The sequence below is a fragment of the Pacificitalea manganoxidans genome (genome assembly GCF_002504165.1).
In the GTDB taxonomy this organism is placed as follows: Bacteria; Pseudomonadota; Alphaproteobacteria; order Rhodobacterales; family Rhodobacteraceae; genus Pacificitalea; species Pacificitalea manganoxidans.
On record NZ_CP021404.1, the window covers coordinates 2,572,559 to 2,599,213 of the forward strand.

The 26,655-nt window shown below is 66.0% G+C and carries 23 protein-coding genes; 9 read left to right on the plus strand and 14 right to left on the minus strand.

Features of this window, described 5'->3' with window-relative positions:
- The first annotated feature begins 429 nt into the window (after window positions 1-429).
- From CBW24_RS11660 to CBW24_RS11675, 4 genes are all read left to right on the plus strand, one after another.
- Window positions 430-2,157 (plus strand): peptide ABC transporter substrate-binding protein, encoded by a 1,728-nt coding sequence (locus CBW24_RS11660; RefSeq protein ID WP_088664543.1) that lies wholly within the window; start codon window positions 430-432, stop codon window positions 2,155-2,157.
- A 515-nt stretch (window positions 2,158-2,672) separates the two neighbouring features.
- Complete coding sequence (locus CBW24_RS11665) at window positions 2,673-3,680, plus strand: ABC transporter permease (protein ID WP_097373688.1); 1,008 nt, start codon at window positions 2,673-2,675, stop codon at window positions 3,678-3,680.
- Window positions 3,673-4,674: an ABC transporter permease gene (locus CBW24_RS11670; RefSeq protein WP_088664541.1), complete on the plus strand. Its 1,002-nt coding sequence runs from the start codon at window positions 3,673-3,675 to the stop codon at window positions 4,672-4,674. The genes CBW24_RS11665 and CBW24_RS11670 overlap by 8 nt, the downstream gene beginning before the upstream one ends.
- A gap of 868 nt (window positions 4,675-5,542) precedes the next feature.
- Window positions 5,543-6,613, plus strand: a complete 1,071-nt coding sequence (locus CBW24_RS11675) for a YeeE/YedE family protein (protein WP_097373689.1) — start codon at window positions 5,543-5,545, stop codon at window positions 6,611-6,613.
- Window positions 6,614-6,630: 17 nt separating this feature from the next.
- Here CBW24_RS11675 and CBW24_RS11680 read toward each other — a convergent pair whose 3' ends face one another.
- From CBW24_RS11680 to CBW24_RS11695, 4 genes are all read right to left on the minus strand, one after another.
- On the minus strand, window positions 6,631-7,872 hold the full coding sequence (locus CBW24_RS11680) for a PQQ-dependent sugar dehydrogenase (RefSeq protein ID WP_097373690.1): 1,242 nt from the start codon (window positions 7,870-7,872) through the stop codon (window positions 6,631-6,633).
- A 131-nt stretch (window positions 7,873-8,003) separates the two neighbouring features.
- Window positions 8,004-8,855 (minus strand): glycosyl transferase, encoded by an 852-nt coding sequence (locus CBW24_RS11685; RefSeq protein WP_097373691.1) that lies wholly within the window; start codon window positions 8,853-8,855, stop codon window positions 8,004-8,006.
- A 76-nt stretch (window positions 8,856-8,931) separates the two neighbouring features.
- On the minus strand, window positions 8,932-9,471 hold the full coding sequence (locus tag CBW24_RS11690; protein WP_097373692.1) for a VOC family protein: 540 nt from the start codon (window positions 9,469-9,471) through the stop codon (window positions 8,932-8,934).
- Window positions 9,472-9,613: 142 nt separating this feature from the next.
- On the minus strand, window positions 9,614-10,177 hold the full coding sequence (locus CBW24_RS11695; protein WP_088664536.1) for a carboxymuconolactone decarboxylase family protein: 564 nt from the start codon (window positions 10,175-10,177) through the stop codon (window positions 9,614-9,616).
- Window positions 10,178-10,339: 162 nt separating this feature from the next.
- Here CBW24_RS11695 and CBW24_RS11700 point away from each other — a divergent pair, with 162 nt between their 5' ends.
- A complete protein-coding gene (locus CBW24_RS11700) occupies window positions 10,340-10,951 on the plus strand; it encodes a TetR/AcrR family transcriptional regulator (protein ID WP_097373693.1) in 612 nt (203 codons plus the stop codon).
- Window positions 10,952-11,013: 62 nt separating this feature from the next.
- Here CBW24_RS11700 and CBW24_RS11705 read toward each other — a convergent pair whose 3' ends face one another.
- From CBW24_RS11705 to scpA, 3 genes are all read right to left on the minus strand, one after another.
- Window positions 11,014-11,691: an ABC transporter ATP-binding protein gene (locus CBW24_RS11705; RefSeq protein ID WP_097373694.1), complete on the minus strand. Its 678-nt coding sequence runs from the start codon at window positions 11,689-11,691 to the stop codon at window positions 11,014-11,016.
- On the minus strand, window positions 11,684-12,970 hold the full coding sequence (locus CBW24_RS11710; RefSeq protein ID WP_088664533.1) for a lipoprotein-releasing ABC transporter permease subunit: 1,287 nt from the start codon (window positions 12,968-12,970) through the stop codon (window positions 11,684-11,686). The genes CBW24_RS11705 and CBW24_RS11710 overlap by 8 nt, the downstream gene beginning before the upstream one ends.
- Window positions 12,971-14,174: 1,204 nt before the next feature.
- The gene (scpA, locus tag CBW24_RS11715) at window positions 14,175-16,325 is read right to left on the minus strand and encodes a methylmalonyl-CoA mutase (RefSeq protein ID WP_088664532.1); all 2,151 of its coding nucleotides are present in this window, start codon (window positions 16,323-16,325) and stop codon (window positions 14,175-14,177) included.
- A gap of 86 nt (window positions 16,326-16,411) precedes the next feature.
- Between scpA and CBW24_RS11720 the strand changes: the two genes are divergently transcribed.
- Entirely contained in the window at window positions 16,412-17,092 is a 681-nt protein-coding gene (locus CBW24_RS11720; RefSeq protein ID WP_309763704.1) for a DUF4174 domain-containing protein, read from the plus strand.
- A gap of 268 nt (window positions 17,093-17,360) precedes the next feature.
- Here CBW24_RS11720 and CBW24_RS11725 read toward each other — a convergent pair whose 3' ends face one another.
- From CBW24_RS11725 to CBW24_RS11745, 6 genes are all read right to left on the minus strand, one after another.
- Complete coding sequence (locus tag CBW24_RS11725) at window positions 17,361-19,361, minus strand: acetyl-CoA carboxylase biotin carboxylase subunit (RefSeq protein ID WP_097373695.1); 2,001 nt, start codon at window positions 19,359-19,361, stop codon at window positions 17,361-17,363.
- Window positions 19,362-19,543: 182 nt separating this feature from the next.
- Window positions 19,544-19,738 carry a hypothetical protein gene (locus CBW24_RS11730; protein ID WP_088664530.1) on the minus strand — a complete coding sequence of 65 codons (195 nt, stop codon included), beginning with the start codon at window positions 19,736-19,738 and terminating at the stop codon, window positions 19,544-19,546.
- An 87-nt stretch (window positions 19,739-19,825) separates the two neighbouring features.
- Window positions 19,826-20,044: a YMGG-like glycine zipper-containing protein gene (locus CBW24_RS11735; RefSeq protein ID WP_088664529.1), complete on the minus strand. Its 219-nt coding sequence runs from the start codon at window positions 20,042-20,044 to the stop codon at window positions 19,826-19,828.
- A gap of 403 nt (window positions 20,045-20,447) precedes the next feature.
- Complete coding sequence (locus CBW24_RS11740) at window positions 20,448-20,846, minus strand: hypothetical protein (RefSeq protein ID WP_097373696.1); 399 nt, start codon at window positions 20,844-20,846, stop codon at window positions 20,448-20,450.
- A 120-nt stretch (window positions 20,847-20,966) separates the two neighbouring features.
- A complete protein-coding gene (locus tag CBW24_RS18750; protein WP_269779743.1) occupies window positions 20,967-21,095 on the minus strand; it encodes a hypothetical protein in 129 nt (42 codons plus the stop codon).
- 220 nt (window positions 21,096-21,315) lie between these two features.
- Complete coding sequence (locus CBW24_RS11745; protein WP_097373697.1) at window positions 21,316-21,891, minus strand: DUF6497 family protein; 576 nt, start codon at window positions 21,889-21,891, stop codon at window positions 21,316-21,318.
- Between the two features lie 69 nt (window positions 21,892-21,960).
- Here CBW24_RS11745 and CBW24_RS18395 point away from each other — a divergent pair, with 69 nt between their 5' ends.
- Entirely contained in the window at window positions 21,961-22,110 is a 150-nt protein-coding gene (locus CBW24_RS18395; RefSeq protein ID WP_157773212.1) for a hypothetical protein, read from the plus strand.
- An 89-nt stretch (window positions 22,111-22,199) separates the two neighbouring features.
- Here CBW24_RS18395 and CBW24_RS11750 read toward each other — a convergent pair whose 3' ends face one another.
- A complete protein-coding gene (locus CBW24_RS11750; protein WP_097373698.1) occupies window positions 22,200-23,732 on the minus strand; it encodes an acyl-CoA carboxylase subunit beta in 1,533 nt (510 codons plus the stop codon).
- A gap of 209 nt (window positions 23,733-23,941) precedes the next feature.
- On the opposite strand from CBW24_RS11750, the gene CBW24_RS11755 reads away from it, so the two are divergent.
- Both CBW24_RS11755 and CBW24_RS11760 read left to right on the plus strand, forming a co-directional pair.
- Entirely contained in the window at window positions 23,942-25,198 is a 1,257-nt protein-coding gene (locus CBW24_RS11755) for a multidrug effflux MFS transporter (RefSeq protein ID WP_097373699.1), read from the plus strand.
- A gap of 58 nt (window positions 25,199-25,256) precedes the next feature.
- Window positions 25,257-26,654: a helix-turn-helix domain-containing protein gene (locus CBW24_RS11760; protein ID WP_097373700.1), complete on the plus strand. Its 1,398-nt coding sequence runs from the start codon at window positions 25,257-25,259 to the stop codon at window positions 26,652-26,654.
- The last annotated feature ends 1 nt before the right edge of the window (window position 26,655 follow it).

Genomic DNA, 26,655 nt, shown 5'->3' on the forward strand with positions numbered 1-26,655 from the left:
CAATCGGCGATGATCCGCGCTTCGGTCTGGCGGGGTCATGTCCGGGCCGAGACTGCGGAGCAGCAGCGCGAAGGTCAACCCGCCAGCCCCCTGCCGCGCCGGTCCCAGACCGATGCCGCAGGGTCAGCGCGACGACCCTGCCTTTTCCGTAGACCGATGAAAATTCCGTGATACGCTCCTTCAGATCGGCAGCACCCTCACCGGGGGCCGGGATCGCAACGTTTCACCGAACGGGAGCTGTTCATGCCCGAAAGGGCCATTGCGGCAATCACCCATTCCCACCGTGGCCCCGTCACGGCACCACCCCACGGCCTGCCCTGTGGCGCAGCCGCGCGGGCGGGTCGCGATGCGGGGCCGGTCTGCGGGGAAACTGCCGAACCAGCCAAGACGACCGCCAAGGGTCGCGGGCATTCCAACAAGGAGAAAGTCATGAAACTGAAAACCGCCCTACTCGGGGCCGTGGCCAGCGCCGCTGTTATGCCGCTGATGGCCCATGCCCAGGATGACACCGCCCGCGGGACGCGCGGCTCGGACGGTCAGGTCAACATCATCTACTGGCAGGCCCCGTCGATCATGAACCCCTACCTGTCGGGCGGGACCAAGGATCTGGAAGCGGCGAGCCTCGTGATCGAGCCGCTCGCCCGCTACGACCAGGACGGCAATCTCGTGCCGTGGCTGGTGCAGGAAATTCCGACCGTCGAAAACGGCGGCGTGTCCGAGGATCTGACCTCGATCACATGGAAGCTGAAAGAAGGGCTGCTGTGGTCCGACGGCTCGCCGCTCACCTCCGAGGATGTGCGCTTCACTTGGGAATATTGCTCCGCCGAAGGGGGCGGCTGCGCGCAGTCCGAAAAATACAACAACGTCATCGACGTCGAGACGCCGGATGAGCTGACCGCCATCGTGCGCTTCGACACCGCCAAGCCGTTCCCCTACGGGCCGTTCGTGGGCGCGCAGGCCCCGGTGATCCAGAAGGCGCAATTTGCCGATTGCCTCGGCCCGAAAGCGCCCGAATGCACGGATGCGAACTTCTCTCCCATCGGCACCGGCCCGTTCACCGTGACCGAATTCCGGCCCAATGACGTCGTATCGCTGGAAGCCAACCCCAACTACCGCGACCCGGCCAAGCCCGCCTTTGCCACCGCGACCCTGAAGGGCGGCGGCGACGCCACTGCGGCAGGCCGTGCGGTGCTGGAAACCGGCGAATTCGACTACGCGTGGAACCTGCAACTTGCCCCCGATGTGCTGGCCAACATGGAAGCCGCCGGTCAGGGCAAAATCGTGTCGGCCTTTGGCACGCTGGTCGAACGGATCATGGTCAACCAGACCGACCCGAACCCCGATCTGGGCGAAGAACGCGCCACCGCCGCGCATCCCCATCCGTTCCTGAGCGAAAAGCCGGTGCGCCAAGCGCTCTCCATGGCGATCGACCGCGCGCTCCTGACCGAAATCGGCTATGGCGACGCTGGCCGCGCGACCTGTAACGTGCTGCCCGCGCCCGCGATCTATGCCTCTACCGCCAATGACGCCTGCCTCACGCAGGATATCGAAGGCGCCAAGGCCCTGCTGGACGAAGCCGGCTGGACCGACACCAACGGCGACGGCACCCGCGACAAGGACGGCGTGGAACTGGAAATGCTGTTCCAGTCCTCGACCAACGCCGTGCGGCAGGATTTCCAAGCGCTGCTGAAACAGTGGTGGGAAGAAATCGGCTTCTCGGTCGAGCTGCGCAACATCGACAGCTCGGTGTTCTTCGGCGGCGATCCCGGCAGCCCTGACACGTTCCAGAAATTCTTCGCGGACGTGGAAATGTATGCCAACAACTTCGATGGCACCGACCCCGAGGCCTACATGGCCAACTGGGAATGTAAGCAGGCCCCGCGCCCCGAAACCCAGTGGCAGGGCAACAACATGCCGCGCTTCTGCTCCGAGGAGTATGACGCGCTGGTGGCCGAAATGGCCGAGACGGGCGAGCTTGAGAAACGCGCCGAACTGGCCAAGGCGATGAACGACATGCTGATGCAGGAATATGTCATCATCCCGCTCGTCGATCGCGGTCGCGTTTCCGCGCATTCCAACACGCTGGGCGGTGTCATTCTGAACACCTGGGACAGCGAGCTGTGGAATGCCGCGGATTGGCATCGCACCGACGGCTGATCTGACGCGGACCGGTCTGACTCGGGCTGGCCTGACGCGCCCCGCCGGGGGCTCTCTCTCCGGCGGGGCGTGATCCGGGCCCCCGTCGCCGCATCGCCGCCTTTGGGCAGGGATGCGCGGCGGGGCTTCGGTTCAGGTTCGGTCAGGTCAGGTCTAGGCGCAGACACAGCCCGTTCCGTGCCCCTCGGGGCCGGTCGGGCGGGCGCTGCCGGGGATCGGGCCAGCGGTTCAATCATCGCCGGAACCACCCCGTCCCTGCCCCGCTGCCTGCCCGTCCGGTCCATCCGCAGATCTCCGTCCTCCACCGCTTCCGCGACCCGGCCCCTGCCGGGTATCTTCCTCCCGTTCCGGCCCTTGCGCAGGGGGCGCTCTGCATCCCAGTCACGCAGCGCCCTGCCCCCGCCCCGCCCCAGCCGACAGGCCCCCCGCCGGGGTCGCGGCACAGGCCCGCTCCCGCCGGAGCCATCCCTCCCCGCCGGGGCCCCGCGCCCCGGCCCGACCCGATCCGAGGCGCCATGCTCACCTATACGATCCGTCGGCTGATCCTGTCCGTCCCCACCTTGCTGTTCATCTCGCTGGTAATCTTCCTGCTGCTGGAGCTTGCCCCCGGCGACCCGATGGCGCAGGTGCCGCTCACCGTCCCGCCCGAGGTCAAGCAGCGCATGCGCGAGGCGCTGGGATTGGGCGAGCCGGTCCATGTCCGCTACATCAAGTGGCTCACCCAGTTCTTCGTCATCGAACCCATGCACTGGATCGATGGCCTGTTCGGCACCAATATTGCCGGGGACAGCCAGCGCGTGATCTCGTGGCAGACCCGCTCGCCGGTGTTCGAAATCATCGCCCAGCGCATCCCGCAGACCCTGTGGGTCGTCGGCATGTCCTATATCGTGGGCATCCTGATCGCCCTGCCCATCGGCATCCTGTCGGCCTACCGGCAATATTCGTGGTTCGACCAGTTGGGCACGTTCATCTCGATGATCGGGTTTTCGGTGCCCACCTTCTTCACCGGGCTGCTGCTCATCATGATCTTCTCGGTCAATCTGGGCTGGTTCCCCTCGATCTATGACACCACGCATGAGGTCCGCGACTGGGACAGTTTCGTCTACCAGATCAAGCAGATGGTGATGCCGGTCTTTGTGTTGTCGCTCTACAATGCCGCGCAGATCAGCCGCTTCATGCGAGCCTCGATGCTCGACAACCTGCGGCAGGATTACGTCCGCACCGCCCGCGCCAAGGGCCTGTCGGAGAAGGTCGTGGTGCTGGTCCATGTGCTGCGCAATTCGCTGATCCCCGTCATCACCGTGATCGCGCTGCTGGTGCCACAGGTCTTTGGCGGCGCCATCATCACCGAACAGGTGTTCAAGGTGAACGGTCTAGGCCAGCTTTTGATCACCGCCATCGCCGCCAATGATCTGCCGATGGTGCAGACGCTGACATTTATCTTCGCGGTGCTGATCGTGCTCTTCAACCTCATCGCCGACGTGCTTTACGGCGTGCTCGATCCGAGGATTCGCTATGACTGAGACCAGCCATTCCCCCCTGGCCGAGGCCATCCCCGCCGATAAGCCCCGCTCGCAATGGGTCGATGTCTGGCGGCAGTTCCGCACCCACAAAGGCGCGGTCGCCGGGCTGATCTTTCTCATTTTCATCACCTTGCTGGTGACGGTGGGGCCGATGCTGTGGACGCTGGAGCCCACCTATATCGACATCCGCAACAAAAACTGGCGTCCGGTCTACATGCCGCTGTTCTCGTCGGACTGGATACCGTTCCTGATCCCGTCCGAGAAACTCGCCACGATGGACTATGGCTGGGCGCATCCCTTGGGCACCGATCAGCTGGGGCGGGATATCTTCTCCCAATTGCTGTCGGGTGGGCGGGTGTCCATGGCCGTCGGCTGGGCCGCGATGCTGATCTCGCTTGTGCTGGGCACGCTGGTCGGCGTTCTGGCCGGGTATTTCCGCTGGCTCGATGGCGTACTGATGCGGCTGACCGATCTGTTTCTGGCGCTGCCGATCCTGCCCCTGCTGCTGGTCATCGTGCTGCTTTTCCGTGACACGCTGCGCGCGGCATTCGGGCCGGAAATCGGGATGTTCCTGCTCATCGTCTTTGTCATTGGCATCACCAGCTGGATGCAGGCGGCGCGGATCGTGCGCGGCGATGTGCTGGCGCTGAAGGAACGCGAATTCGTCCTTGCCGCCCGCTCCATCGGAACGCCCGCGCATAAGATGATGACCCGGCATCTGCTGCCCAATGTGCTGTCGCCGATCATGGTGTCGGCCACGCTGGGCATCGCCAATGCCATCATCACCGAAAGCGCGCTGTCCTTTCTGGGTCTGGGCTTCCCGCCCGATTTCCCCACATGGGGGCGGCTGCTGTTCGACGCCAAGGACTACATGCAGCAATACCCCGAACGGGTGATCTGGCCCGGTCTCGCCATTTCGCTCACCGTGCTGTCGGTGAACTATATCGGCGACGGCCTGCGCGACGCGCTCGACCCCCGTATCCGAGGGCGGTGAGGCGCGCATGACGCCCGTCCGGCAAGCTCCACCGTAGATACCAACACAAAGCGCCCTCCCTCGGGCGGGCGCTTCGACCCGCCTGTGGTGGGCGTTTTATCCCCAAAGCCCCGAACGACACCTGAGCGGCGCATGACACCACCAAAGCGCCCTCCCGGCGGGAGGGAGGGCGCGGGCCGGAGGCTAGTCGCCCCCGGCCCCGCAAGCTGCTCCCGATAGACACCCACACAAAGCGCCCTCCCTCGGGCGGGCGCATCGCTACGCTCGTGGTCAGCGGTTTATCTTCAAAGCCCCGAACGACACCTGAGCGGCGCATGACACCACCAAAGCGCCCTCCCGGAGGGAGGGATGGCGCGGGCCGGAGGCTAGTCGCCACCGGCCCCGCAAACTTCACCCGATAGACACCCACACAAAGCGCCCTCCCTCGGGCGGGCGCATCGCTACGCTCGTGGTCAGCGGTTTATCTTCAAAGCCCCGAACGACACCTGAGCGGCGCATGGCATCACCAAAGCGCCCTCCCGGAGGGAGGGATGGCGCGGGCCGGAGGCTAGTTGCTCCCGGCCCCGCAAACTTCACCCGATAGACACCCACACAAAGCGCCCTCCTTCGGGCGGGCGCTTCGACCCGCTCGTGGTCAGCGGTTTATCCCCAAAGCCCCGAACGACACCTGAGTGGCGCGCGACATCACCAATGCGCCCTCCCGGGGGGGAGGGAGGGCGCGGGCCGGAGGCTAGTCGCCCCCGGCCCCGCAAGCTCCGCCCGATCCGCATATGCGGCAGGGCCACGCGCCCCGCCCCCCTTGCACAGCCTGCGCTGCGGCGCATATGACAGGCCGACCCTGACACATGACCCGCCCGGAGCCTGCCCCATGTATGAGACGCTCGGCCTAGAGACCCTGACCCCGCGCGCCGCGAGCCTGATCCTCGGGCTGGTGCTGGGCCTTGCCTTTGGCATCCTCGCGCAGCGCACGCGCTTTTGCTTCCGCCGCTCGGTGGCGGGCGCGCAAGGCGAGCGGCGCTCGGCGGCGGGCGTGTGGCTGACGGCGCTTGGCGTCGCGGTGCTGGGCACACAGATCGCGGTGGCGCTGGGGTGGATCACATTCGCCGACCATCGCTTTACCGCGCCGGAGCTGCCGTGGCTGGCCCTGTCGCTGGGCGGGCTGCTGTTCGGCGCGGGCATGGTGCTGACACGGGGCTGCGTGTCGCGGCTGGCGGTGCTGGGCGGCGGCGGCAACCTGCGCGCGCTGAGCGTGCTGGTGATCTTTGCCGTCGTGGCCCATGCCACGCTGAAAGGCGTTTTGGCCCCCCTGCGCGTGGCCCTCGGCGGCCCGACCCTATCGCTGGGCGAGGTCACGACACTGGCCGATCTGCCGGGGGGTGCGCTGCTTTGGGCGGCGGTGATCGCGGCGGGTTGCGCCATCGTCGCGCTGCGCTCGGGCAATCATCCCGGCACGCTGGTTATGGCGGCGCTGATCGGGCTGCTGCCGGTGCTGGGCTGGGTCGGGACCGGTTATGTGCTTTATGATGAATTCGACCCCATCGCGATGGAAAGCCTAACCTTCACCCTGCCCTCCGCCGAAATGCTGTTCTGGCTGATCGCATCCAGTTCCATTCCTGCGGGCTTCGGCGTCGGGCTGGTGGGCGGCACGCTGGCCGGGGCCTTTGTCGCGGCGCTGCTGGCGCGCGAACTGCAATGGGCCAGTTTCGAGAACCCGCGCCAGACCGGACGCTACGCGCTCGGTGCGGCACTGATGGGCGTGGGCGGGGTTCTGGCAGGCGGCTGCACGCTGGGCGCGGGCCTGTCGGGCGTGCCGACACTGGCCTTCTCCGCGATCCTCGCGATCCTCTGCATCGCACTGGGCGGCGCGCTTACGGTGCGACTGGTCGATCACCGCCGGGGCGAGGCAGGCGACGGGCGGCTGGCCGCCCGCGCCTCCTGATCGGGACAGACGAGCGCTTAGCCTTCGGGCGTGATGCGGATCAACGCGCCGTTTTCCTTATCCGTCAGCGCAAGGATCGCGCCATCCGGGGCGATCTCGATATCGCGGACCCGCCCCAGATCGCCGAGGTAGCGTGCCTCCCCCGTGACATTGGTGCCGTTCATCTGCAGGCGCACCAGCCCGCCGGGATTGAGCGACGCGGCGATGACGTCGCCCTCCCAACCCGCGAACATGTCGCCTTCGTAGAAGGTGAACCCACCCGGCGCGATCACCGGATCCCAGTAGTAGCGCGGCTCGGCAAAGCCTTCGGCCCGCGCCTTGCCGCTGCCCACCGGATCGCCGGAATAGCGGATGCCATAGCTGACCACGGGCCAGCCATAATTCAGGCCCGGCTCGATCAGGTTCAACTCATCGCCGCCCTTCGGGCCGTGCTCCAGCGTCCATAGCTTGCCCGTTTCCGGGTCCAGCGCCGCGCCCTGAATATTGCGGTGACCCAACGTGTAGATCGTGTCGATCGCGGCCTCGTCGCTGACGAACGGATTGTCGTCCGGCGCATCACCCTCGGGAGTGACACGGATCACCTTGCCGTAGCTCATGTCCAGCTGCTGGGCGTTGTCGCGCTCCGCCATCGAGGAATGCTCCCCGGTCGTGATCCAGACATGATCGCCATCGGGCACGATGCGCGAGCCGTAATGCTTGGTCGTGGGCGACGGCGGATCTTGGACGAAAATATCAGCCAGCTCGGTCAGGCTGGTCATGTCCTCGGACAGTACCGCGCGGGCGGCGGCGGTGGCCGACAGGCCGTCGCCCATCGGCTTGGCATAGGTCAGGTAGACGACGCGGCTTTCGGCAAAATCGGGGGCCAGCGCGACGTCCAGCATCCCGCCCTGCCCTTCTGCCACGACTTCCGGCACGCCGGTGATCGGCTCGGACAAATCACCTTCGGCGGTGATGCGGCGCAGGCGGCCCGCGCGCTCGGTCACCAGATAGCTGTCATCGGGCAGCACGGCGATGCCCCACGGATGCACCAGCCCGTCCACGACGGTTTCTGCAACCGGCGTAACCTGCGTGTCGTCCATCGGCGCATCGGCACGGGTCTGGCCTTCAAAGCCCGGTTTGAAATCGGCATTGGCGGGGCCAAAGCTGTATTGCTGTGCCGCCAGCGGCAGCGCGCCCAGCAGCAGGGTCGCGACCGGCAGGGTCAGACGAACGGTGGTGGTGCGGATCGGGGCGGTGCGGGGTGTCACGGCACGGGTCATTGGGCAGGCTCCTTTCAGGATGGGGCTTGCCGGGCAAACGTGCCCCGATGCATCCGCGTTCCACACGCGCCGCTCACGTCCGGGTCAGACCGCAGCCGCGCGCGCGGATCAGGCGGGTCAACGCTGCCCGCTCAGCCCCATTCAGCGCCCAGATCCGCCTGCGCGCGGGTGATCCAGTGATCGCGCAGCCAGGCGCAGGGCTCGGTATGCCGGAACAGCCCCCCGTCAAAGCCATCGACAGCCTCCGTCATCTTGGGGCGACCATGGAAACAGACCACACGGGCATTGTCGGGCAGGCGCGGCGGCTTCAGCCAGTTCATCGGCGGCAGACGCAGGCAGCCATGCTTGAAGCTGACCACCTGATCGCCGGGCAAATAGGCGAACGCGCCCTTGTCCTGCGCGAGAGTGGAGGTATAGCGCTGCTCCGACCCGCGCGCACGCTCCACCGCGCCGGTGGGATCGGCCGCCAGCGTGTCATACAGCCAGCCATGCGCCGCCGGATCATAGCGGAAAACCGAACCATGCCCGGTCTTGCGTCCGCGCCGGGCCTCGACCCAATCGGCGCGCATCGCGACCTTGCCGGGCGCGTAATGCAGAATTTCATCCAGATTGCCGGTGATGACCACATCGAGGTCAAAGCCCAGCAGCGGCCCGCGCAGATCGGGGATCAGATCGGGACGGAACAGCGACACCTTGCGCATCGCGCCCTGCCGATTGGCCACCGCCAGCGCCGCGTCCATATCCGCGCGAAACGGCTCATCGGGCAGCGGCAGCACGTTAATGTCGGGGTGCAGCCCCTCGGCATGTTCGGTCATGCAGAAAAACCGCACCGGCGCGGTCAGATTGCGGCGCACGCCGGAATACAGCCGGTTCACATATTCGGGTCCGAACAGCGTGCCCCACTTAATGCAAATGACATTGGCAGGCGCGGGTTCAGACGCGGCAGTCGGCGTTTCAGAGGCGGGCTCGGCGGCAGGGGTCATGCGGCGCTCCGGGGCGATGGGGTTGCCGTCTGACTAGCCCGATGCGCGTCTCAGGTCGACCCCCGCAGGTCAGGCGCTATGCGCCGCGCAGATCACGCTCGGCGGACAGATGCGCTGCGCCACAGGCCGAAGGCCGCTCGGTGAACTCGACGATCGAGCCCCACGGGCAACGGCCATAGCGCGGCTGCGCCCGCCCCGGATGGGAATGCCGGATCACCTGCCCGCGCGGCGCGAGCGCCCCGGTCAGAATCCGGCCACCGGCGGCACGGAACCGCGCGACGGCGCTGTCGGGATCCTCGGTCAGGATGGTGAATCGGCTGATTTCCCAATCCCCGAAATCGGCGGCGATCTCACGGTGGATACCGGACAGCTCATAGATTTCCAGCATAAGCCCGGTGCCGATCCGCAGGCGGCTGACGGCCCGGATCGCACAATCCACAGCCTCCTCGGCGCCCGCGACGGACTGGCCCTGCGCGCGGGTGTATTGCACTTCCGCGCCAAGTCCGGCGAGACAGAAGGCAACCGCCGCGTCATGGTCGGGCACGGTCAGTGCGACGTGGTCGACATCTCCGATGGCTGCGCCACGCAATGCGGCGCCGTGCTTTGACATGATCATGGGCGGGCTCCCTCTCCTGAACCCTAAAGATAAGCCCGGATCGCGCCCGGACCAGTGCCGGCAGAAAATGTCGTGGAAATTTCATAGTATAAAAGCGGAGCCGCTGGTGCGGCTCCGCTCGGGTTCAATGGGGGCGCAGGGCTCAGGCGGCCTTGTCGGTGCGGCTCCATGCGAATTTTTCGAACGGCTTGTCGACCGGGGTTTTCGCCAGATGGTTGGTGTAGTTCGACATCACCTTCTGCGCGTAGCCCAGCACGACATCCAGCACGTTGCGCTGGGTGAAGCCTGCGGCGAGGAAAGCCTCCAGATCGGCATCGGCGACAAAGCCACGGTCGCGCACCAGCTTCAGCGTGAAGTCGCGCAGCGCTTCCAGACGGGCGTTCGGCAGCGGCGTCTCGTTGCGCAGCGCCTCCGTGATCGCGTCGTCCACACCCATGCTTTTGGCGATGCCGGTATGGGCGGGCACACAGTAGGTGCATGCGTTCTCGACGTTGATCGTCTGCCACACGACGGTCAGCTCATCTTTGTCAAAGGTGGTCTCGGTGAACAGCTTATGCAGCGCCTGATACCCTTCGAGAAGCTGGGGCGATTCCGCCATGATCGCGTGCAGGCCGGGGATACGGCCAAAGCCTGCCTCGGATTTCGCCAGCAGCGGCTTGCTTTCTTCGGGGGCGGTCTCGGTGGTGTGGCGGGTGAATTCGGTCATGTCGTGCTCCTTGCTGTCGGGCCGGGCTGGCCCGTTGCGATGGCCTAGACATATTATATTTGAGCGATCACTCAATACCTATTTTTGAGCGATCACTCAAACTTGAGCGAAGACCTGTCAGAAGGCCGGGACAAACGCCGCAGAAGCTCCTATTTATGCTGCATGACCCGTGCACGCACCTATGCCCCCGCCTATGATCGCGACGCCGCCCTTGACGCGGCGGTCACCCTGTTTTGGCGCAAGGGCTATCACGCCACCTCGCTCAAGGATCTGGAAGCCGCGCTGAAAATGAAGCCCGGCAGCATCTATGCCGCGTTCAAAAGCAAGGAGGCGCTCTACCTCTCTGCGTTGGAGCGGTATTTCGAGCGCAACCGCGCCGGGCTTGGCGCGCTGCGCACGCGGTCCGGCTCCCCGCTTTCGGCGCTGGCGGATTTCCTGCGCGCCTTTGGCGAGCCGCAGGCCGATGCCCCCGCGTGCCGGGCCTGTATGCTAATCAAGACCCTGCTCGACGTGACCGAGGAAGACAGCGCCATCGGCGCGCGGGCGCGGGACTATCTGAACCGCATGACCGAAGAGATCACCGCCCTCTTTGCCGCCGCGCAGGCCGCGGGCGAGGTTTCGGCGCAGGCCGATATTGCCCGGCTTGCGCGCCGCTATCAGGCCGACATGACCGCCCTGCGGATCGAGGCGCATCGCCGCGGCGATCCCGCGCAACTGGCGATGCTGGCCGAGGATATGGCCCGCGATGTCGAGGCGCTGCGGCAGGTGAACTGATAGCGGGACGGGCCTCTGCGCGCCCGCCCCCCACTGTCGCGCCTGCCGCGCCCCGGCCCGCGTCAGACCAGACGCCCGGCCTCCAGCCGCACTTGCCGGTCCATCCGCGCCGCAAGATCGAGGTTATGCGTCGCGATCAGCGCCGCCAGTCCGGTGTCCCGCACCAGCCCCATCAGCGCGTTGAACACCGTGTCCGAGGTCGCGGGATCGAGGTTGCCGGTCGGCTCATCGGCCAGCAGCAGACGCGGCCCGTTGGCCAGCGCCCGGCAGAACGCCACCCGCTGCTGCTCGCCCCCCGACAGCGCCGAGGGCCGGTGATCGCCGCGCGCCTCGAGCCCAACCGAGGCCAGCAACTCCCGCGCGCGCGCCTGCGCCGCACGGGCGCTGACACCATTGGCCAATTGCGGCAGGGTCACGTTTTCCAGCGCGGTGAATTCCGGCAGCAGATGATGCGCCTGATAGACAAACCCGACCTCGGCGCGGCGCGCTTCCGTCCGGCGGCGGTCGCCCAACCGGGTCATGTCCTGACCGCCCAAATGCACGCTGCCGGTATCGGCACTGTCGAGCAGCCCGGCGATATGCAGCAGCGTCGACTTGCCCGCCCCCGACGGCGCCACCAGCGCCACGATCTCACCGGGATGCAGGGTCAGGTCCGCGCCGTCCAGCACCGTGACCGCGTTGGGGCGGCCCTTGTTATAGGTCTTGGCGATGCCCTGCAGGCTCAGGATCGGTTCACTCATAGCGCAGCGCCTCCACCGGGTTCATCCGCGCCGCACGGCGGGCCGGGAATATCGTGATGACAAAGGACAGGCCCAGCGACAGCGCCACGGCTGAAATCACATCGCCCAATTGCAGCTCCGCCGGCAGTCGGTAGATGCCACGGATCGAGGCATCCCAGACCTCGCCCCCCGACGCGCCGTTGACGAAGGCGAGGATCGGATCGAAATAGATCGCGAACAGGCAGCCCAGCACAACGCCCGCCGCCGTGCCGACCAGCCCGACCAGCGCGCCGCACAGGAAAAACACCCGCAGCACCGCGCCCTCGGTCAGGCCCATCGTGCGCAGGATGCCGATGTCACGGCCCTTGTTTTTGACCAGCATGACCAAGCCCGAAATGATGTTGAGCGACGCGATCAGCACCAGCACCGACATCAGCACGAACATCACCGTATCTTCGATCTGCAAGGCCGACAGGAACGCGCCTGATGCGTCGCGCCACGTCCAGAGCAACGTCCGGTCGCCGCCCGCCATCAGCAACGCAGTGGCCATTTCATCGACGCGGTCGGGGTCTTCGACCATGACCTCCAACTCATCCGCGCCGCCTTCGCGGTTGAAATAGCTCTGCGCCTCGGCAAATGGCAGATAGACCCGCGTGCGGTCGATATCGTAGCGCCCGGCCTGAAAGATATAGGTGACCTCGTAGACATTGACGCGCGGGGTGGTGCCAAAGGGCGTCTTGACCCCGTTGGGGGAGATCAGCTTGACCTTGTCGCCGACCTCCGCGCCCAGTTCCTGCGCCACGCCCCAGCCGATGGCGACCCCGTCATCGAGCCGGGTGACATCGCCGCGAAACTGATCGGGATTGGCGATGCGCGGGATGGTCAGCAGATCCTCCTGCGAGATGCCAAAGACCTCGACGCCCGCATTGCGGTTGCCGAGCGAGGCCATGACCTGTCCCTTGACCAGCGGCGCGGCGCGGGTCACGCCCGGCACCTCGCGCACGCGGGCGGCCATCGCCTCGTAATCGGTGATGACGCGGCTGGTCTGCCCGGTCTCGGACACCTCAATCGTCTGGTAGATGGTGACATGGGCATTCGCGCCGAGGATCGTATCCACGAATTCGGACCTGAAGCCCGCGCGCACGGCCATGGTGATGATGAGCGCGGCCACGGCCAGCGTGATCCCGATGAGCGAGATCCACGTCATCACGGACACGCCGCCCTCCGCGCGTTTCGCCCGCAGGTAGCGCCACGCGATCATCCATTCGAACCCCGAAAAGGGGCGGGTCCGCCCTGCCATCTGCCTGTCCCATCTGCCAATTATGATGCGCGCGGACCCTGAGCGAAGCGGCGCGCGGGGTCAAGGTTGCGCGGCCGTCGCGACGCGTCACATCGGGGTGTTGGCGATGGGCGCTGTCGGCTGTTCGCGCAACGGGAGGCCCGCGCCCTCCCTCGGGTGGGCGCTTTGGAACGGGTGTGGTCAGCGGTTTATCACGGAAGCCCCGGACGAGGGTTGAGCGGTGAGGGACAGTGCCAATGCGCCCTCCCGTGCGGGAGGGAGGGCGCAGGCCGGGGGCTGGTCGCCCCGGCCCGGTCGGCTCCACCGTGAACACCAGCACGAAGCGCCCTCCCTTGGCTGGGCGCTTTGCCGCGCTTGTGGTGGGCGGTTTATCTCGGAAGCCCCGGACGAGGGGTGTGCGGTGTGGAACAGTGCCAATGCGCCCTCCCGTGCGGGAGGGAGGGCGCGGGCCGGGGGCTGGTCGCCTCCGGCCCGGTCGGCTCCACCGTGAACACCAGCACGAAGCGCCCTCCCTTGGCTGGGCGCTTTGCCGCGCTTGTGGTGGGCGATTTATCTCGGAAGCCCCGGACGAGGGGTGTGCGGTGTGGAACAGTGCCAAGGCGCCCTCCCGTGCGGGAGGGGGGGCGCAGGCCGGGGGCTGGTCGCCCCGGCCCCGCTGGTGCAACCCGATACGTATGATGCGAAGAGCGCCCTCCCTCGGGTGGGCGCTTCGGAACGGGTGTGGTCAGCGGTTTATTTCGGAAGCCCCGAACGGGGGTTGGGCGGTGTGGGACGGTGCCAAAGCGCCCTCCCATGGGGGAGGGAGGGCGCGGGCCGGGGGCTGGTCGCCCCGGCCCGGGATGCTCAAACGGATATACCGTGGCGGAGAGCGGCCTCTCTCGGGTGGGCGCTTCGGGACGCTTGTGGTGGGCGGTTTATCTCGGAAGCCCCGAATGACGGGTGTGCGGCGCAGGACAGTGCCAAGGCGCCCTCCCATCGGGGAGGGAGGGCGCGGGCCGGGGGCTCGGACTGTTACGCGTGGTGCCGAGCGTCTTACGCGGGCGGGAGTGGCGATGCGGTCCGGTGGGCTAGTCCTCCGGTCCAAGTGGGCGCTTGGCGCCAAGGTGCTCGCGCAAACGCGCCTTACCCACGGGTAAGGTTCTGTAATTACTTACAAAACCTTACCGCCCCGCGCGGCCTTTTTTGCAAGCGTGCGCGCGCAATCCTAGCTGCGCGCCTCGCGGATCAGCTTCAGGATATCCGCCGCCGCGCCGGGGATGTTGGTGCCGGGGCCGAAGATCGCCTTGACCCCCGCATCGCGCAGGAACTGGTAATCCTGCTGCGGGATCACGCCGCCGCAGATCACCAGAATATCCTCAGCCCCCGCATCGCGGAGCGCCTGCACGAGCTTGGGCGCGAGGGTCTTGTGCCCCGCCGCCTGACTGGAAATGCCAACCACATGCACATCGTTGTCGACCGCGTCCTGCGCGGCCTCCTCGGGGGTCTGGAACAGCGGGCCCACATCGACGTCAAAGCCGATATCGGCGAATGCCGTGGCGATCACCTTGGCGCCGCGGTCATGCCCGTCCTGCCCCATCTTCACCACCAGCATGCGGGGGCGGCGGCCTTCGTCCTCGGCGAATTGCTCCACATCGCGCTGGATCTGGGCAAAGCCTTCGTCGCCCTCATAGGCGCTGCCGTAGACACCGGCGAGGGTCTTGACCTCCGCGCGGTGGCGGCCGAACACGTTTTCCATTGCCATGCTGATTTCCCCTACGCTGGCCCGGGCGCGGGCTGCTTCCACCGCTGCGTCGAGCAGGTTGCCGCCCTCGCGGGCCCGGCGTTCCAGTTCCGCCAGCGCCGCGTCGCAGGCGGCCTGATCGCGGCTGGCGCGGATACGTTCCAGCGCCGCGATCTGTCCCGCGCGGACCCGGACGTTATCGACGTCGAGAATGTCGATGGGGTCTTCGCTGTCCTTGCGGTATTTGTTGACCCCGACGATCACCTCCTCGCCCCGGTCGATGCGAGCCTGACGGCGGGCGGCGGTTTCTTCGATGCGCAGCTTCGGCATGCCAGAGGCGACGGCGCGGGTCATGCCGCCCATCTCCTCGACTTCCTCGATCAGGGCCCATGCCTTATCGGCCAGTTCGTGGGTCAGGCTTTCGACGTAATAGCTGCCCGCCAGCGGATCGACGACATCGGTGATGCCGGTTTCCTCCTGCAAGATCAGCTGCGTATTACGCGCGATCCGGGCGGAGAATTCGGTGGGCAGCGCGATGGCCTCATCGAGCGCATTGGTGTGCAGCGATTGCGTGCCGCCCAGCACCGCCGACATCGCCTCGTAGGCGGTGCGGATGACGTTGTTATAGGGGTCTTGTTCCTGCAGGCTGACGCCGCTGGTCTGGCAATGGGTGCGCAGCATCTTGGAGCGGTCGGACTGCGCGCCGAGATCGGTCATGATCCGATGCCAGAGCAGCCGCGCCGCGCGCAGCTTGGCGGCCTCCATGAAGAAGTTCATGCCGATGGCGAAGAAGAAGCTCAACCGCCCGGCAAAGCGGTCCACATCCATCCCCGCCGCGATCGCCGCGCGGACATATTCGCGCCCGTCGGCCAGCGTATAGGCCAGCTCCTGCACGAGGTTCGCGCCCGCTTCCTGCATGTGGTAGCCGGAGATCGAGATCGAATTGAATTTCGGCATCTCGTTCGAGGTGTATTCGATGATGTCCGCGATGATCCGCATCGAAGGTTCGGGCGGATAGATATAGGTGTTGCGGACCATGAACTCCTTGAGGATGTCGTTCTGGATCGTGCCCGACAGCGCGGCGCGGGAATGGCCCTGTTCCTCGCCCGTCACGATGAAGTTGGCTAGGATCGGGATCACCGCGCCGTTCATCGTCATCGACACCGACACCTGATCGAGTGGGATGCCGTCAAACAGGATCTTCATATCCTCGACGCTGTCGATGGCCACGCCCGCCTTGCCGACATCGCCCTCCACGCGGGGGTGGTCGCTGTCATAGCCGCGATGGGTGGCCAGATCGAAGGCGACGGACACGCCCTGCTGCCCGGCGGCGAGCGCCTTGCGATAAAACGCGTTGCTTTCCTGTGCCGTCGAGAACCCCGCATATTGCCGGATCGTCCAAGGGCGGCCCGCATACATGGTGGAGCGCACGCCGCGTGTAAACGGCGCCTCGCCCGGCAGGCTGCCCAGATGGTCCAGACCGGACAGATCCTCGGCGGTATAAAGCGGCCGGACCGGGATACCTTCGAGCGTCTGCCGGGTCAGGCTTTCAGGGTCGCGGCCCTTCAGCTCCGCGCGGGCGCGGGTTTCCCATGCGGCGAGATCCTCGCGCGGGGGCTTTGGCGGTGTGGTCATCGGGTCATCCTTTCGTGATCGGAGGGATGCGGCCAAGCGCGCGCTTCGCAAAGCGCGGCGCAATGCCTATATTGAGCCTTATGGCCATGTCCCTGAAATTCCCGGCGCGTTCCGGTCTTGCTGCTGCCCTCGCGGGGGGGCTGGCGGTTCTGTCGGCGGGGCTGATCGTGCCTACGTCCCTTGCAGCCCAATCGAGCGCCGCTGCCGCGCCGGACCCGGACACCGCTGGGGGTGCGCCCGCTGGGGATGCGCCCGTCCTGCCGCTGCCGCGGGCCGATGCGATGGTTGCCCCCGATGCCGCCACCGCCGTTGGCCGGGCCGCCGAGGCCGCCGCCGACACTGATGCCGCCCGCACCGAGATCGCCACCGAGGCCGAAGCCGTGGTTTCCGAACTGGCCCCCGGCAGCGGTGTGCCGCTGCTGGATGCGGCGGATGTGGAGATTGACGATTTCTTGTGGGTCAACCGGCTGGTGATCGTGTTTTCCGACACGCCCGCCGATCCGCGTTTCACCCGGCAGCTTGAGATGCTGACCGCCCGCCCCGCCGATCTGGCGACCCGCGACGTGGTGGTGATCGTCGACACCGACCGCAATTCCGGCAGCCCGGCGCGCGCACGTCTGCGCCCGCGCGGGTTTTCGATGGTGCTGATCGGGAAGGATGGCGAGGTCGATCTGCGCAAGCCGTTCCCGTGGGATGTGCGCGAGTTGAGCCGGTCGATCGACAAGACGCCGCTGCGCCAGCAGGAGATCCGCGACGGCAGCCGGTAGGTTTGGGGCGGTGCGGGGGCCGGACCCCGCCCGCGATCTGATCCACGGAGGGCAGCGCCCGACCCGGGTAGCGTGCGGAGCGCCCTCTCGCAGGGAGGGTCGAGCGCGGCCCGGTGTTACCGCCGGGCGGACGGGATGAGCCACGCCGCGCACCGGTCCCACCGCCGCGCCGCGCCGTGCCCCCTGCCCTGCGTATCGCCATCCTCCCCGGAGCGTGCGCATCGCTGATCCCTCCCTGCCTTGTCCCGCCGTGGCCTGCGCTGCGCGCTCACTCAAATTCGAGGATCACGTCATCCACTGCCAGACTGTCGCCCGCGGCGGCGTTGACCTTGGCCACCACGCCACGGCGTTCGGCGCGCAGGATGTTTTCCATCTTCATCGCCTCGACCGTGCACAGCGCCTGCCCGTCCTGCACTTCCTGCCCCGGCTCGACATCGATTTTGACGATCATGCCGGGCATCGGACACAGCAGCAGCTTTGAGGTGTCGGGCGGCTGTTTGTCGGGCATCAGGGCCGCAAGCTCGGCCTGGCGCGGGGTCCAGACATTCACCTTCAATTCCGCGCCGCGCAGCCGCAGGCGGAAGCCGGAGGTGATTTTATCGACCTTCATCACCAGTCCCGCATCATCGACGCGCAGCCGCGCGAGGCTTTGACCCGGCACCCAGTCCGACACGACGCGCAGCACGCTGCCATCCTCGAACCGCACATCGGCGCCGTCGCGATCCGCCGAGATCTGAACCGCGTGGGTCGTGCCGCCAAGCGCCACCACCCAATCGCTGCCGACCTTGCGTTCGTGATTGTCCATCCGGCCCGAAATGCGCGACCGCCGGATTTCCGCGACCCGGAACATGGCCGCCGCCGCAGCAGCAACCTGCCGCAGCTTCGCGTTCTCCAGCGTCACCCCGTTGAACCCGTTGGGATATTCTTTGGCGATGAAGGCGGTGGTCATGTCGCCCGACACGAATTTCGGATGATCCATCACCGCCGACAGGAAAGGCAGATTGTGGCCGATGCCTTCGAGTTCGAACCCGTCGAGCGCGTCGCGCATCGCGGCCAGCGCCCCGGCCCGGTCCGGTGCCCATGTGCAGAGCTTGGCGATCATCGGGTCGTAATACATCGAAATCTCGCCGCCCTCATAGACGCCGGTATCGTTGCGCGTCACCACCTCGGCGCTGCGGCCCTCGGCGGGGGGGCGGTAGCGGGTCAGCCGCCCGATGGAGGGCAGGAACCCGCGATAGGGATCTTCGGCGTAAAGGCGGCTTTCGATCGCCCAGCCGTTCAGCTTTACATCTTGCTGACGCAGTTCCAGCGGCGCGCCGGCGGCGATGCGGATCATCTGTTCGACCAGATCGACGCCGGTGATAAGCTCGGTCACCGGGTGTTCGACCTGAAGCCGGGTGTTCATTTCGAGGAAGTAGAAATTGCGCTCCCCGTCGACGATGAATTCCACCGTCCCCGCCGAGGTATAGCCCACTGCCTGCGCCAGCCGCACCGCCTGTTCGCCCATCGCGGCGCGTGTCTCGGGATCGAGGAAGGGTGAGGGCGCTTCTTCGATGACCTTCTGGTTGCGGCGCTGGATGGAGCATTCGCGCTCCCCCAAATAGACGGCGTTGCCGTGGCTGTCGGCCAGCACCTGAATTTCGATATGGCGGGGCTGGGTCACGAATTTCTCGATGAAGATCCGGTCATCGCCAAAGGAGTTCGCGGCCTCGTTTTTGGAGCTTTGGAAGCCTTCGCGGGCCTCGTCATCGCTCCATGCGATGCGCATCCCCTTGCCGCCGCCGCCCGCGCTGGCCTTGATCATGACCGGGTAGCCGATTTCATTGCTGATCTTCACCGCGTCCTCGGCATCGGCAATCAGGCCCATATAGCCCGGCACGGTGCTGACGCCTGCTTCGGCGGCGATCTTCTTTGACGTGATCTTATCGCCCATCGCCTCGATCGCGCCGACGGGCGGGCCGATAAAGGCCACGCCTTCGGCCTCCAGCGCCTGTGCGAATTTGGGATTTTCCGACAGGAAGCCATAGCCCGGATGCACCGCCTGTGCGCCGGTCTGGCGAATGGCCTCCATCACGCGGTCGATGACGATATAGGACTGGTTGGCGGGTGCGGGGCCGATATGCACCGCCTCATCGGCCATCTGCACATGCAGCGCGTTGCGGTCTGCGTCGGAATAGATCGCAACCGTTTTGATCCCCATGGCGCGGGCGGTCTTGATAACCCGGCAGGCGATTTCGCCACGGTTGGCGATCAGGATCTTGTCGAACATGGGTATCAGTCCCTCAGGTCGTTGCAGTGGCGGGGCGGTGCGGAGCAGAGGGCGCGGCGCGGCACCCGGCCCCGCGCGCCCCGATCAGGCACGAAAAAACGCCACCCGGACCGGCAGGTCCGAATGGCGTTTCGAAATCATATGGGAGGCGCGCGCCCTCAGGCGCGGCCCCGAAGGCGCTATTAGTAGCGCGGCGTGGTGACAGCGCCGACGCCAGCACCGACGGCTGCGCCGGTTGCCACGTCGTTGTCGGTCGCGTCTGCGATGAGAGCGCCTGCTGCCGCGCCGGTGCCTGCGCGCTCAAGCACGGTGTCGCCACAAGCGGCGAGGGAAGCGAGCGCAAGGAATGCGAGGGCGGGTTTGGCCAGTCGTGCCATGATGCGGAATCTCCGTTTTTCCTGTCAGTCCCCACCCAACGCGATGCACGCCGGGCAGGTTCCATGTGAAGGTGGCTTTCCGCCGGGTCAGTAGCCTGCGTAGCTGCGCAGGTTGTCGGAATAGGCGCCGACGCCTGCGCCGACAGCTGCACCGACCAGCGGATCGTTTTCGGTGAGGTCCGCTGCAACAGCGCCGACCGCCGCGCCGGTGAGGGCACGTTCGACATCGGTTTCGCCACAGGCGGACAGGGTGAGCACAGCCGCCAGAGCGCCGAGCCCGAGAACGGGTTTGAACTTGGTTTGCATGAAATACTGCCTCTCGTGTTTTTTGTTATGGAGAGGTTTTTGGCCCATTTCCGGCCCTCGCGGAAGCCGTAAATGCCCCGTCGCGCGAACAGAGCGGCGCAATGGGCAGGTGCCTGCCTATCGGATGCGCAATTCCCGCCGCTTCTGACGCGCTGCGCCGGGCGCAAAACAGCAGCATCCCGTCGCGCCGGCAGGCGGGGAAAAAGGTGCGGTCCGTCAGGGACATCGACGGACCGCATAAAAGGGGAAGGGTAACAGTTTGGATAATCAGGGCCGACGCCGCGTGCAGCGACGCCTGTCCTTGGCTTGATCCTGCCCGCGCCAGTCTGCGGCGCAAAACGCACAATCGTCCGGGCCCCGATATGGGCCGGAACTTGCGCATTTGGGAGGCAGGTCAGCAGGATCACGCCCAGTCATCCTCCTCGTCATCGTCATCGCCCGCGTCCCAGCCGCCATTGGCGTCGAAAATCGCAGGGAAGGACGCTTCGGCCCGCTTGGCGTCGATGCGCAGCAGGGCGTCATAACTTTCAGGGTCGAACGGGTCTTCGGCGGCGACGATCTCCCGGCCCAGAAGCCATGACAGGCGTCCGGCATCGAGATTGCCCCGCTCGAACGGCTCCTCGCCGTAAAGCGCCCAGAGCGCGCCGAGGAAGCCTTCGTCCGCGCGGCGGTCGGCGGCGCGGCGATCGGCGTAGCGCTCGCGCTTGGTCAGTCGGGTGGCCCCGGCCTTATTCGCGCGTCGGATGGTGAATTGAAAATCAGTGCCGGCCAGACGGCCCGGCATTCCGCGGTGTTTCAGCATGGGATCGCCTTTCTGCCTGTGAATGCAGGCGCGGGGCGATGCCGCTGGGCCGCTGTCCGCCGCAGGCCAAGCTGCGGACGGGGAACAGGGGCAGGCCCGGAGGCCCGCCCCGGAACAGTCTTAGTATTTGGTGTAGACGGGCTCGGCAGCAACCGGCTCGACATAGACCACTTCTTCTTCCTCGGCGGCGCATGCAGCAACGAATGCAACGAGGCTAACGGCGAGAAGGGTTTTGACGCTCTTGGACATCCAAGTCTCCTGCTTTTGATGTGGGCCGGATCTTCGAGAACAAACTCTTTCCGGTCCCCATACGAGATACTGGCCGCTTGGGTGCAGCCAAAATGGAAGGTAGTGCGGAACCCCTTGAAAGGACAGGGTGTCGCAGCCAATAGCGTGAGTTGTGTCCAAGTTGCATCAACCCTGACCGACCCCGCGTCAGACACCTCAAGATATTGTGTAGCACCTGTGTTCATTGCCAGATGCAGCCTGATTCATGGGGCAGATAGGCCCCATAGTATGACGTTGCGTCAATGTCACTTTCTCCGCGCGGGATCGGACGGTCGAGCATCGCGATGACGACTTGATCGATCTTTGCGCCCTGAGCGGCGATCCGGGCGGTTTCCCGCCGACCGGGACCGTCGCAAAGCGCGTCGAGATCGAGGCTCGCCGAATCAAAATCGACATCTCCGTCAGCGGCGATTCGCGGCGCGAGAAAGCGCAGGGTCAGCCACGTCTCCGCGAGGCCGGTCTGCGGCTCGATGAAGGCGTCGAGAAAGGTGACGGTCTGGCCGGAGGGCAGCGGGCCGACCTCCTCCCCCGCTGCAATCGCGGTGAGATCGGCGGGCGCGGGATCCCCGGCGCGGGCGGTGCCCGGCGCGAGCGCCAGCAGGCAGGCCACGGCCATAGCGCCCAGCGCAGAACCACCGGGCAGCCCGCGCGGAGGCGTCGCGACGCAATGGGCCATGGGATAGGCGAGGCGCAGCGCGGCTATGGGCGCGACAGGTATAGATGTCAGGGTTAGGGTGAATTTCTGGCTCCAGTCCATGCGCCGGGGCCTCCCGTCCCCGGCGCATGAATGTCGGAAACTGCCCTCGGGCGCTTCCGTGGAGTGGCCATGTCGATCTGGATCGACACCTCCTCGGCCATTAACTCTGTGGCTTGGGCGCGGCCCCCGGTGCGATCCGGGTTCGGCTTCAGCGTGACCGGGCGTAACATGCCCCATGCGCTCACGCAAAGCACAGTTTACGAATTGATTACTTTTTGACCACATTTCTTCAGCGAGGCCCCAAAAATTAACCTTTTTGACCAGATCACTGTGTAAATAATCGATCATTCGTAAAACTGTCATACGGATCAGAGCGGGATGTTGTCGTGCTTCTTCCACGGATTCTCCAACCGCTTGCCCCGGAGAGAGGCGAAAGCGCGACTCACCCGGCGGCGTGTCGAATGCGGCTGAATCACCTCGTCGATGAAGCCACGCTCGGCGGCGACAAAGGGATTGGCGAAGCGGTCTTCATACATGCGCGTGCGCTCGGCGATTTTTTCCGCATCGCCCAATTCGGACCGGTAGAGGATCTCCACCGCGCCTTTCGCGCCCATGACCGCGATTTCGGCGGTGGGCCATGCATAGTTGAAATCCCCGCGCAGATGTTTTGACGCCATGACGTCGTAGGCGCCGCCATAGGCCTTGCGGGTGATGACCGTGACCTTGGGCACCGTCGCCTCGCCATAGGCAAAGAGCAGTTTGGCGCCGTGCTTGATGACGCCGCCAAATTCTTGCCCCGTGCCGGGCAGGAAGCCGGGCACATCGACAAGCGTCAGCAGCGGTATTTCGAAACAGTCGCAGAAGCGCACGAACCGCGCGGCCTTGCGCGAACTGTCGATATCCAGACACCCGGCCAGCACCATCGGCTGGTTCGCGACGACCCCCACCGTGCGCCCCTCCAGCCGGATGAAGCCGGTGATCATGTTTTTGGCGAAGTCTTCCTGTATCTCGTAGAAATCGCCTTCGTCGGCGAGCTTCACGATCAACTCTTTCATATCATAGGGCGTGTTCGGATTTTCGGGGATCAGCGTATCGAGGCTATCCTCCACCCGCGCCACATCATCGAAAAACGGGCGCACCGGCGGTTTTTCCCGGTTGTTGAGGGGCAGGAAATCGACGAGCCGCCGCACCTCCGCCAGTGCCTCGACATCGTTTTCAAACGCGCCATCCGCGACGGAGCTTTTGCGGGTATGGGTCAGCGCACCGCCCAGCTCCTCGGCCGTGACCTGTTCGTTGGTCACCGTTTTCACCACATCGGGGCCGGTGACGAACATGTAGGAGCTGTCCTTCACCATAAAGATGAAGTCGGTCATCGCAGGGGAATAGACCGCCCCGCCCGCGCAGGGCCCCATGATGACGGAGATTTGCGGCACGACGCCGGAGGCCATGACATTGCGCTGGAACACTTCCGCGTAGCCCGCAAGGCTGGCGACGCCCTCTTGGATGCGCGCGCCGCCGGAATCGTTGATGCCGATCACCGGCGCGCCGTTCTGCATCGCCATATCCATGATCTTGCAGATTTTCTGCGCGTGGGTTTCCGACAGGGAGCCGCCGAACACGGTGAAATCCTGACTGAAGACATAGACCATGCGACCGTTGATCGTGCCCCAGCCGGTGATGACCCCGTCGCCATAGGGGCGATCCTTCTGCATGTCGAATTCGGTGCAGCGATGGGCGACGAACATGTCGAATTCCTCGAACGAGCCTTCGTCGAGCAGCAATTCGACCCGCTCCCGCGCGGTCAGTTTGCCCTTGCCGTGCTGCGCCTCGACCCGGCGCGGGCCACCCCCGGCGCGGGCCATGTCGCGACGCTGTTCCAGCTCTTCTAGGATGTCTTTCATGGGTCGGGCTCCTGCAGTCTGGGTATTGGGTAAACGCTGCGGCGCGGCGCGCAAAGCGTTGTCCGGTTAATTTGCAAAGCATTGCGAAACTACGATCTGCAAATCGCAAATCAGCAAATTGATGCATTCAGCACGCATTCGCGCGGAATTCGCGCCTCGCCCCGGCCCGCTCAGTGGACAGGTGCCTGCCGCGCGCGTAAAGGCCGATCATGGCATCCAGACCCAAATCCGTGCTCTTTGATCGCAGCACCCCGCCCCATATCATAACGCTTGTCCTGTTGGCGGGGCTGGCGGCGTTGACGATGAACATTTTCGTCCCCTCGCTGCCCGCTATGACGGTGGCGTTCGACACCGATTACACGATCATGGCGCAGGCGGTGACGTTCTATCTGGCGATGTCGGCGCTGCTGCAACTGGTGATCGGGCCGATTTCCGACCGCTACGGGCGGCGCGCGGTGATGCTGGGGTCGGTCGCGTTGTTCCTGCTGGCGACGCTGGGCACGATTTTCACCGAGAATGTGCAGACCTTTCTCATTTTCCGCATGGCGCAGGCGGTGATCGCCACCGGGCTGGTGCTGAGCCGGGCGGTGGTGCGCGACATGTTCGGCGCCGATGAGGCCGCTTCGATGATCGGCTATGTCACGATGGGCATGGCCGTGGTGCCGATGGTGGGTCCGGTGATTGGCGGGCTGTTGCAGGAGCAGTTCGGCTGGCAGTCGAACTTCTGGCTGCTGTTCGGGGCCGGTGTGCTGGTGCTGTGGCTGGTCTGGGTCGATATGGGCGAGACCGGGCTGCGCAGCGGGCTGCGCTTTGCCGATCAGTTGCGGGAATATCCGCTGCTGCTGACCTCGCCCCGGTTCTGGGGCTATTGCAGCACCGCCGCCTGCACCACGGGCACGTTTTTCGCCTATCTCGGCGGCGCGCCGCTGGTCGCGACCGATGTCTACGGGCTGAGCGCGGCGCAGACCGGGTTCTATTTCGCCTTTGCCGCACTGGGCTACATGGCGGGCAACTACCTGTCGGGGCGGCTGTCGTCGCGGATCGGCATCGACCGGATGGCGCTTTATGGCACGGTGCCGCCGCTGGTGGCGGTGATCGCGCTGCTGGTCACGGTGCCGCTGGGGCTGCCGGGCTGGGCGTTTTTCGCGATGTTCGCGCTGGTCGGGCTGGGAAACGGGGTGTGCCTGCCCAATGCGATTTCCGGCATGTTGTCGGTGCGGCCGCATCTGGCCGGATCGGCCAGCGGGCTGGGCGGCGCGATCCAGATCGGCGGCGGGGCTGCGTTTTCGTCGGTCGCGGCGCTGTCGCTGGGCTATGGCACCGCGCCCTACCCCATCCTATTCCTGATGCTGCTCAGTTCGGCGGGCGCGTTGCTGTCGATCGTGCTGGTGGTGCGGCGCAACCGGCGGCTGGCGCGCGAGGCGCTACGCGCACAGGCGGAGGCGCCCGCGCAAGCGGAGGCTTGATCCCCGCGGTTTGCAAAGCCTAGTGTGACGCCAGCAAAGCTGCAAAGAGGCGCACGCAATGGCCCAACAAAAACTCTATGCCGGGGCCAAGCTGCGTGAGATCCGCACCCGGCTGTCGCTGACCCAGAAGGCCTTCGCGGAGAAGCTGGGCGTGTCCCTGCCCTACCTTAACCAGATGGAGCGCAACAACCGCCCCGTGAGCACCGGCGTCGTGCTGGCGCTGGCGCAGGAGTTCGGCTTTGACGTCGCCGAGCTGAGCACGGGGGACACCGAGCGGCTGGTGTCGGACATGCGCGAGGCCTTGGCCGATCAGGCGTTTTCGTCGATGCCGCCGCTGGCGGATTTGCGGCTGGCGGCGTCCAATGCCCCGGCGCTGGCGCGCGCGTTTCTGGAACTGCATCAAGCCTACCGGCAAACCTATGAGCGGCTGGCCTCGCTTGATTCCGCGCTGGGGCGCGCATCGGTCGACCGGACGATTTCACCGTGGGAAGAGGTGCGCGACTTCTTTCATTATTGCGACAATTACCTCGACGCGCTGGACCGCGCGGCGGAGCGGTTGGACGCGGGCGGCGATGCGGAGGCCGCGGCAGTGGCGCAACTGGAGGCGCGCGGCGTAACCCTGCGCATGGCCGAGGAAACCGCGCTGCGCCATTACGACCCCGAGCGCCGGGTTCTGACCCTGTCGTCGCGCAGCAACGCCGCCACGCGGCGGTTTCAGTTGCTGCATCAGTTTGCCCTGATCGCACAGGCGCCGCTGCTGGACGCGACACTGGATCTGGCGCGATTTCAGACGGAGGAAGCCCGCGACATCGCGCGGATCGGGCTCGCCAACTATTTCGCCGGGGCCGCGCAGATGCCCTATCTGCGGTTCCTTACTGCCGCGCGCCACACCCGCCACGATCTGGAGCGGCTGGCGGAGCGGTTCGGCGCCTCGATCGAGCAGGTGGCGCATCGGCTGTCCACGCTGCAACGACCGGGGGCCAAAGGGGTGCCGTTCTTCTTCGTGCGGGTCGATCAGGCGGGCACGATCACCAAACGCCATTCCGCGACACGGATGCAATTCGCGCGGTTCGGCGGGGCCTGCCCGCTATGGAATGTGCATCGCGCCTTTGAAACGCCGGGCCAGTTCCTGCGGCAATTGGCGGAAACCCCGGATGGGGAGCGCTATGTGTCGCTGGCGCGCGATGTGTCGAAACCGGGTGGCGCATGGGGTGCGCCGGTGCGGCGCTATGCCATCGCGCTGGGGTGTCAGGTCGCCCATGCGCCCGATCTGGTCTATGCCGACGGGCTGGATGTGGGGCGGCCTGCCGCATTTGAGCCGATCGGCATTTCCTGCCGGATCTGCGAGCGGCTGGACTGTCACCAACGTTCGGTTCCGCCGCTGGAACGACGGCTGAGCATCAATCCCGACCGGCGCGAGATCCTGCCCTACCGGATCAGCGTGCTGGGGGATTGAG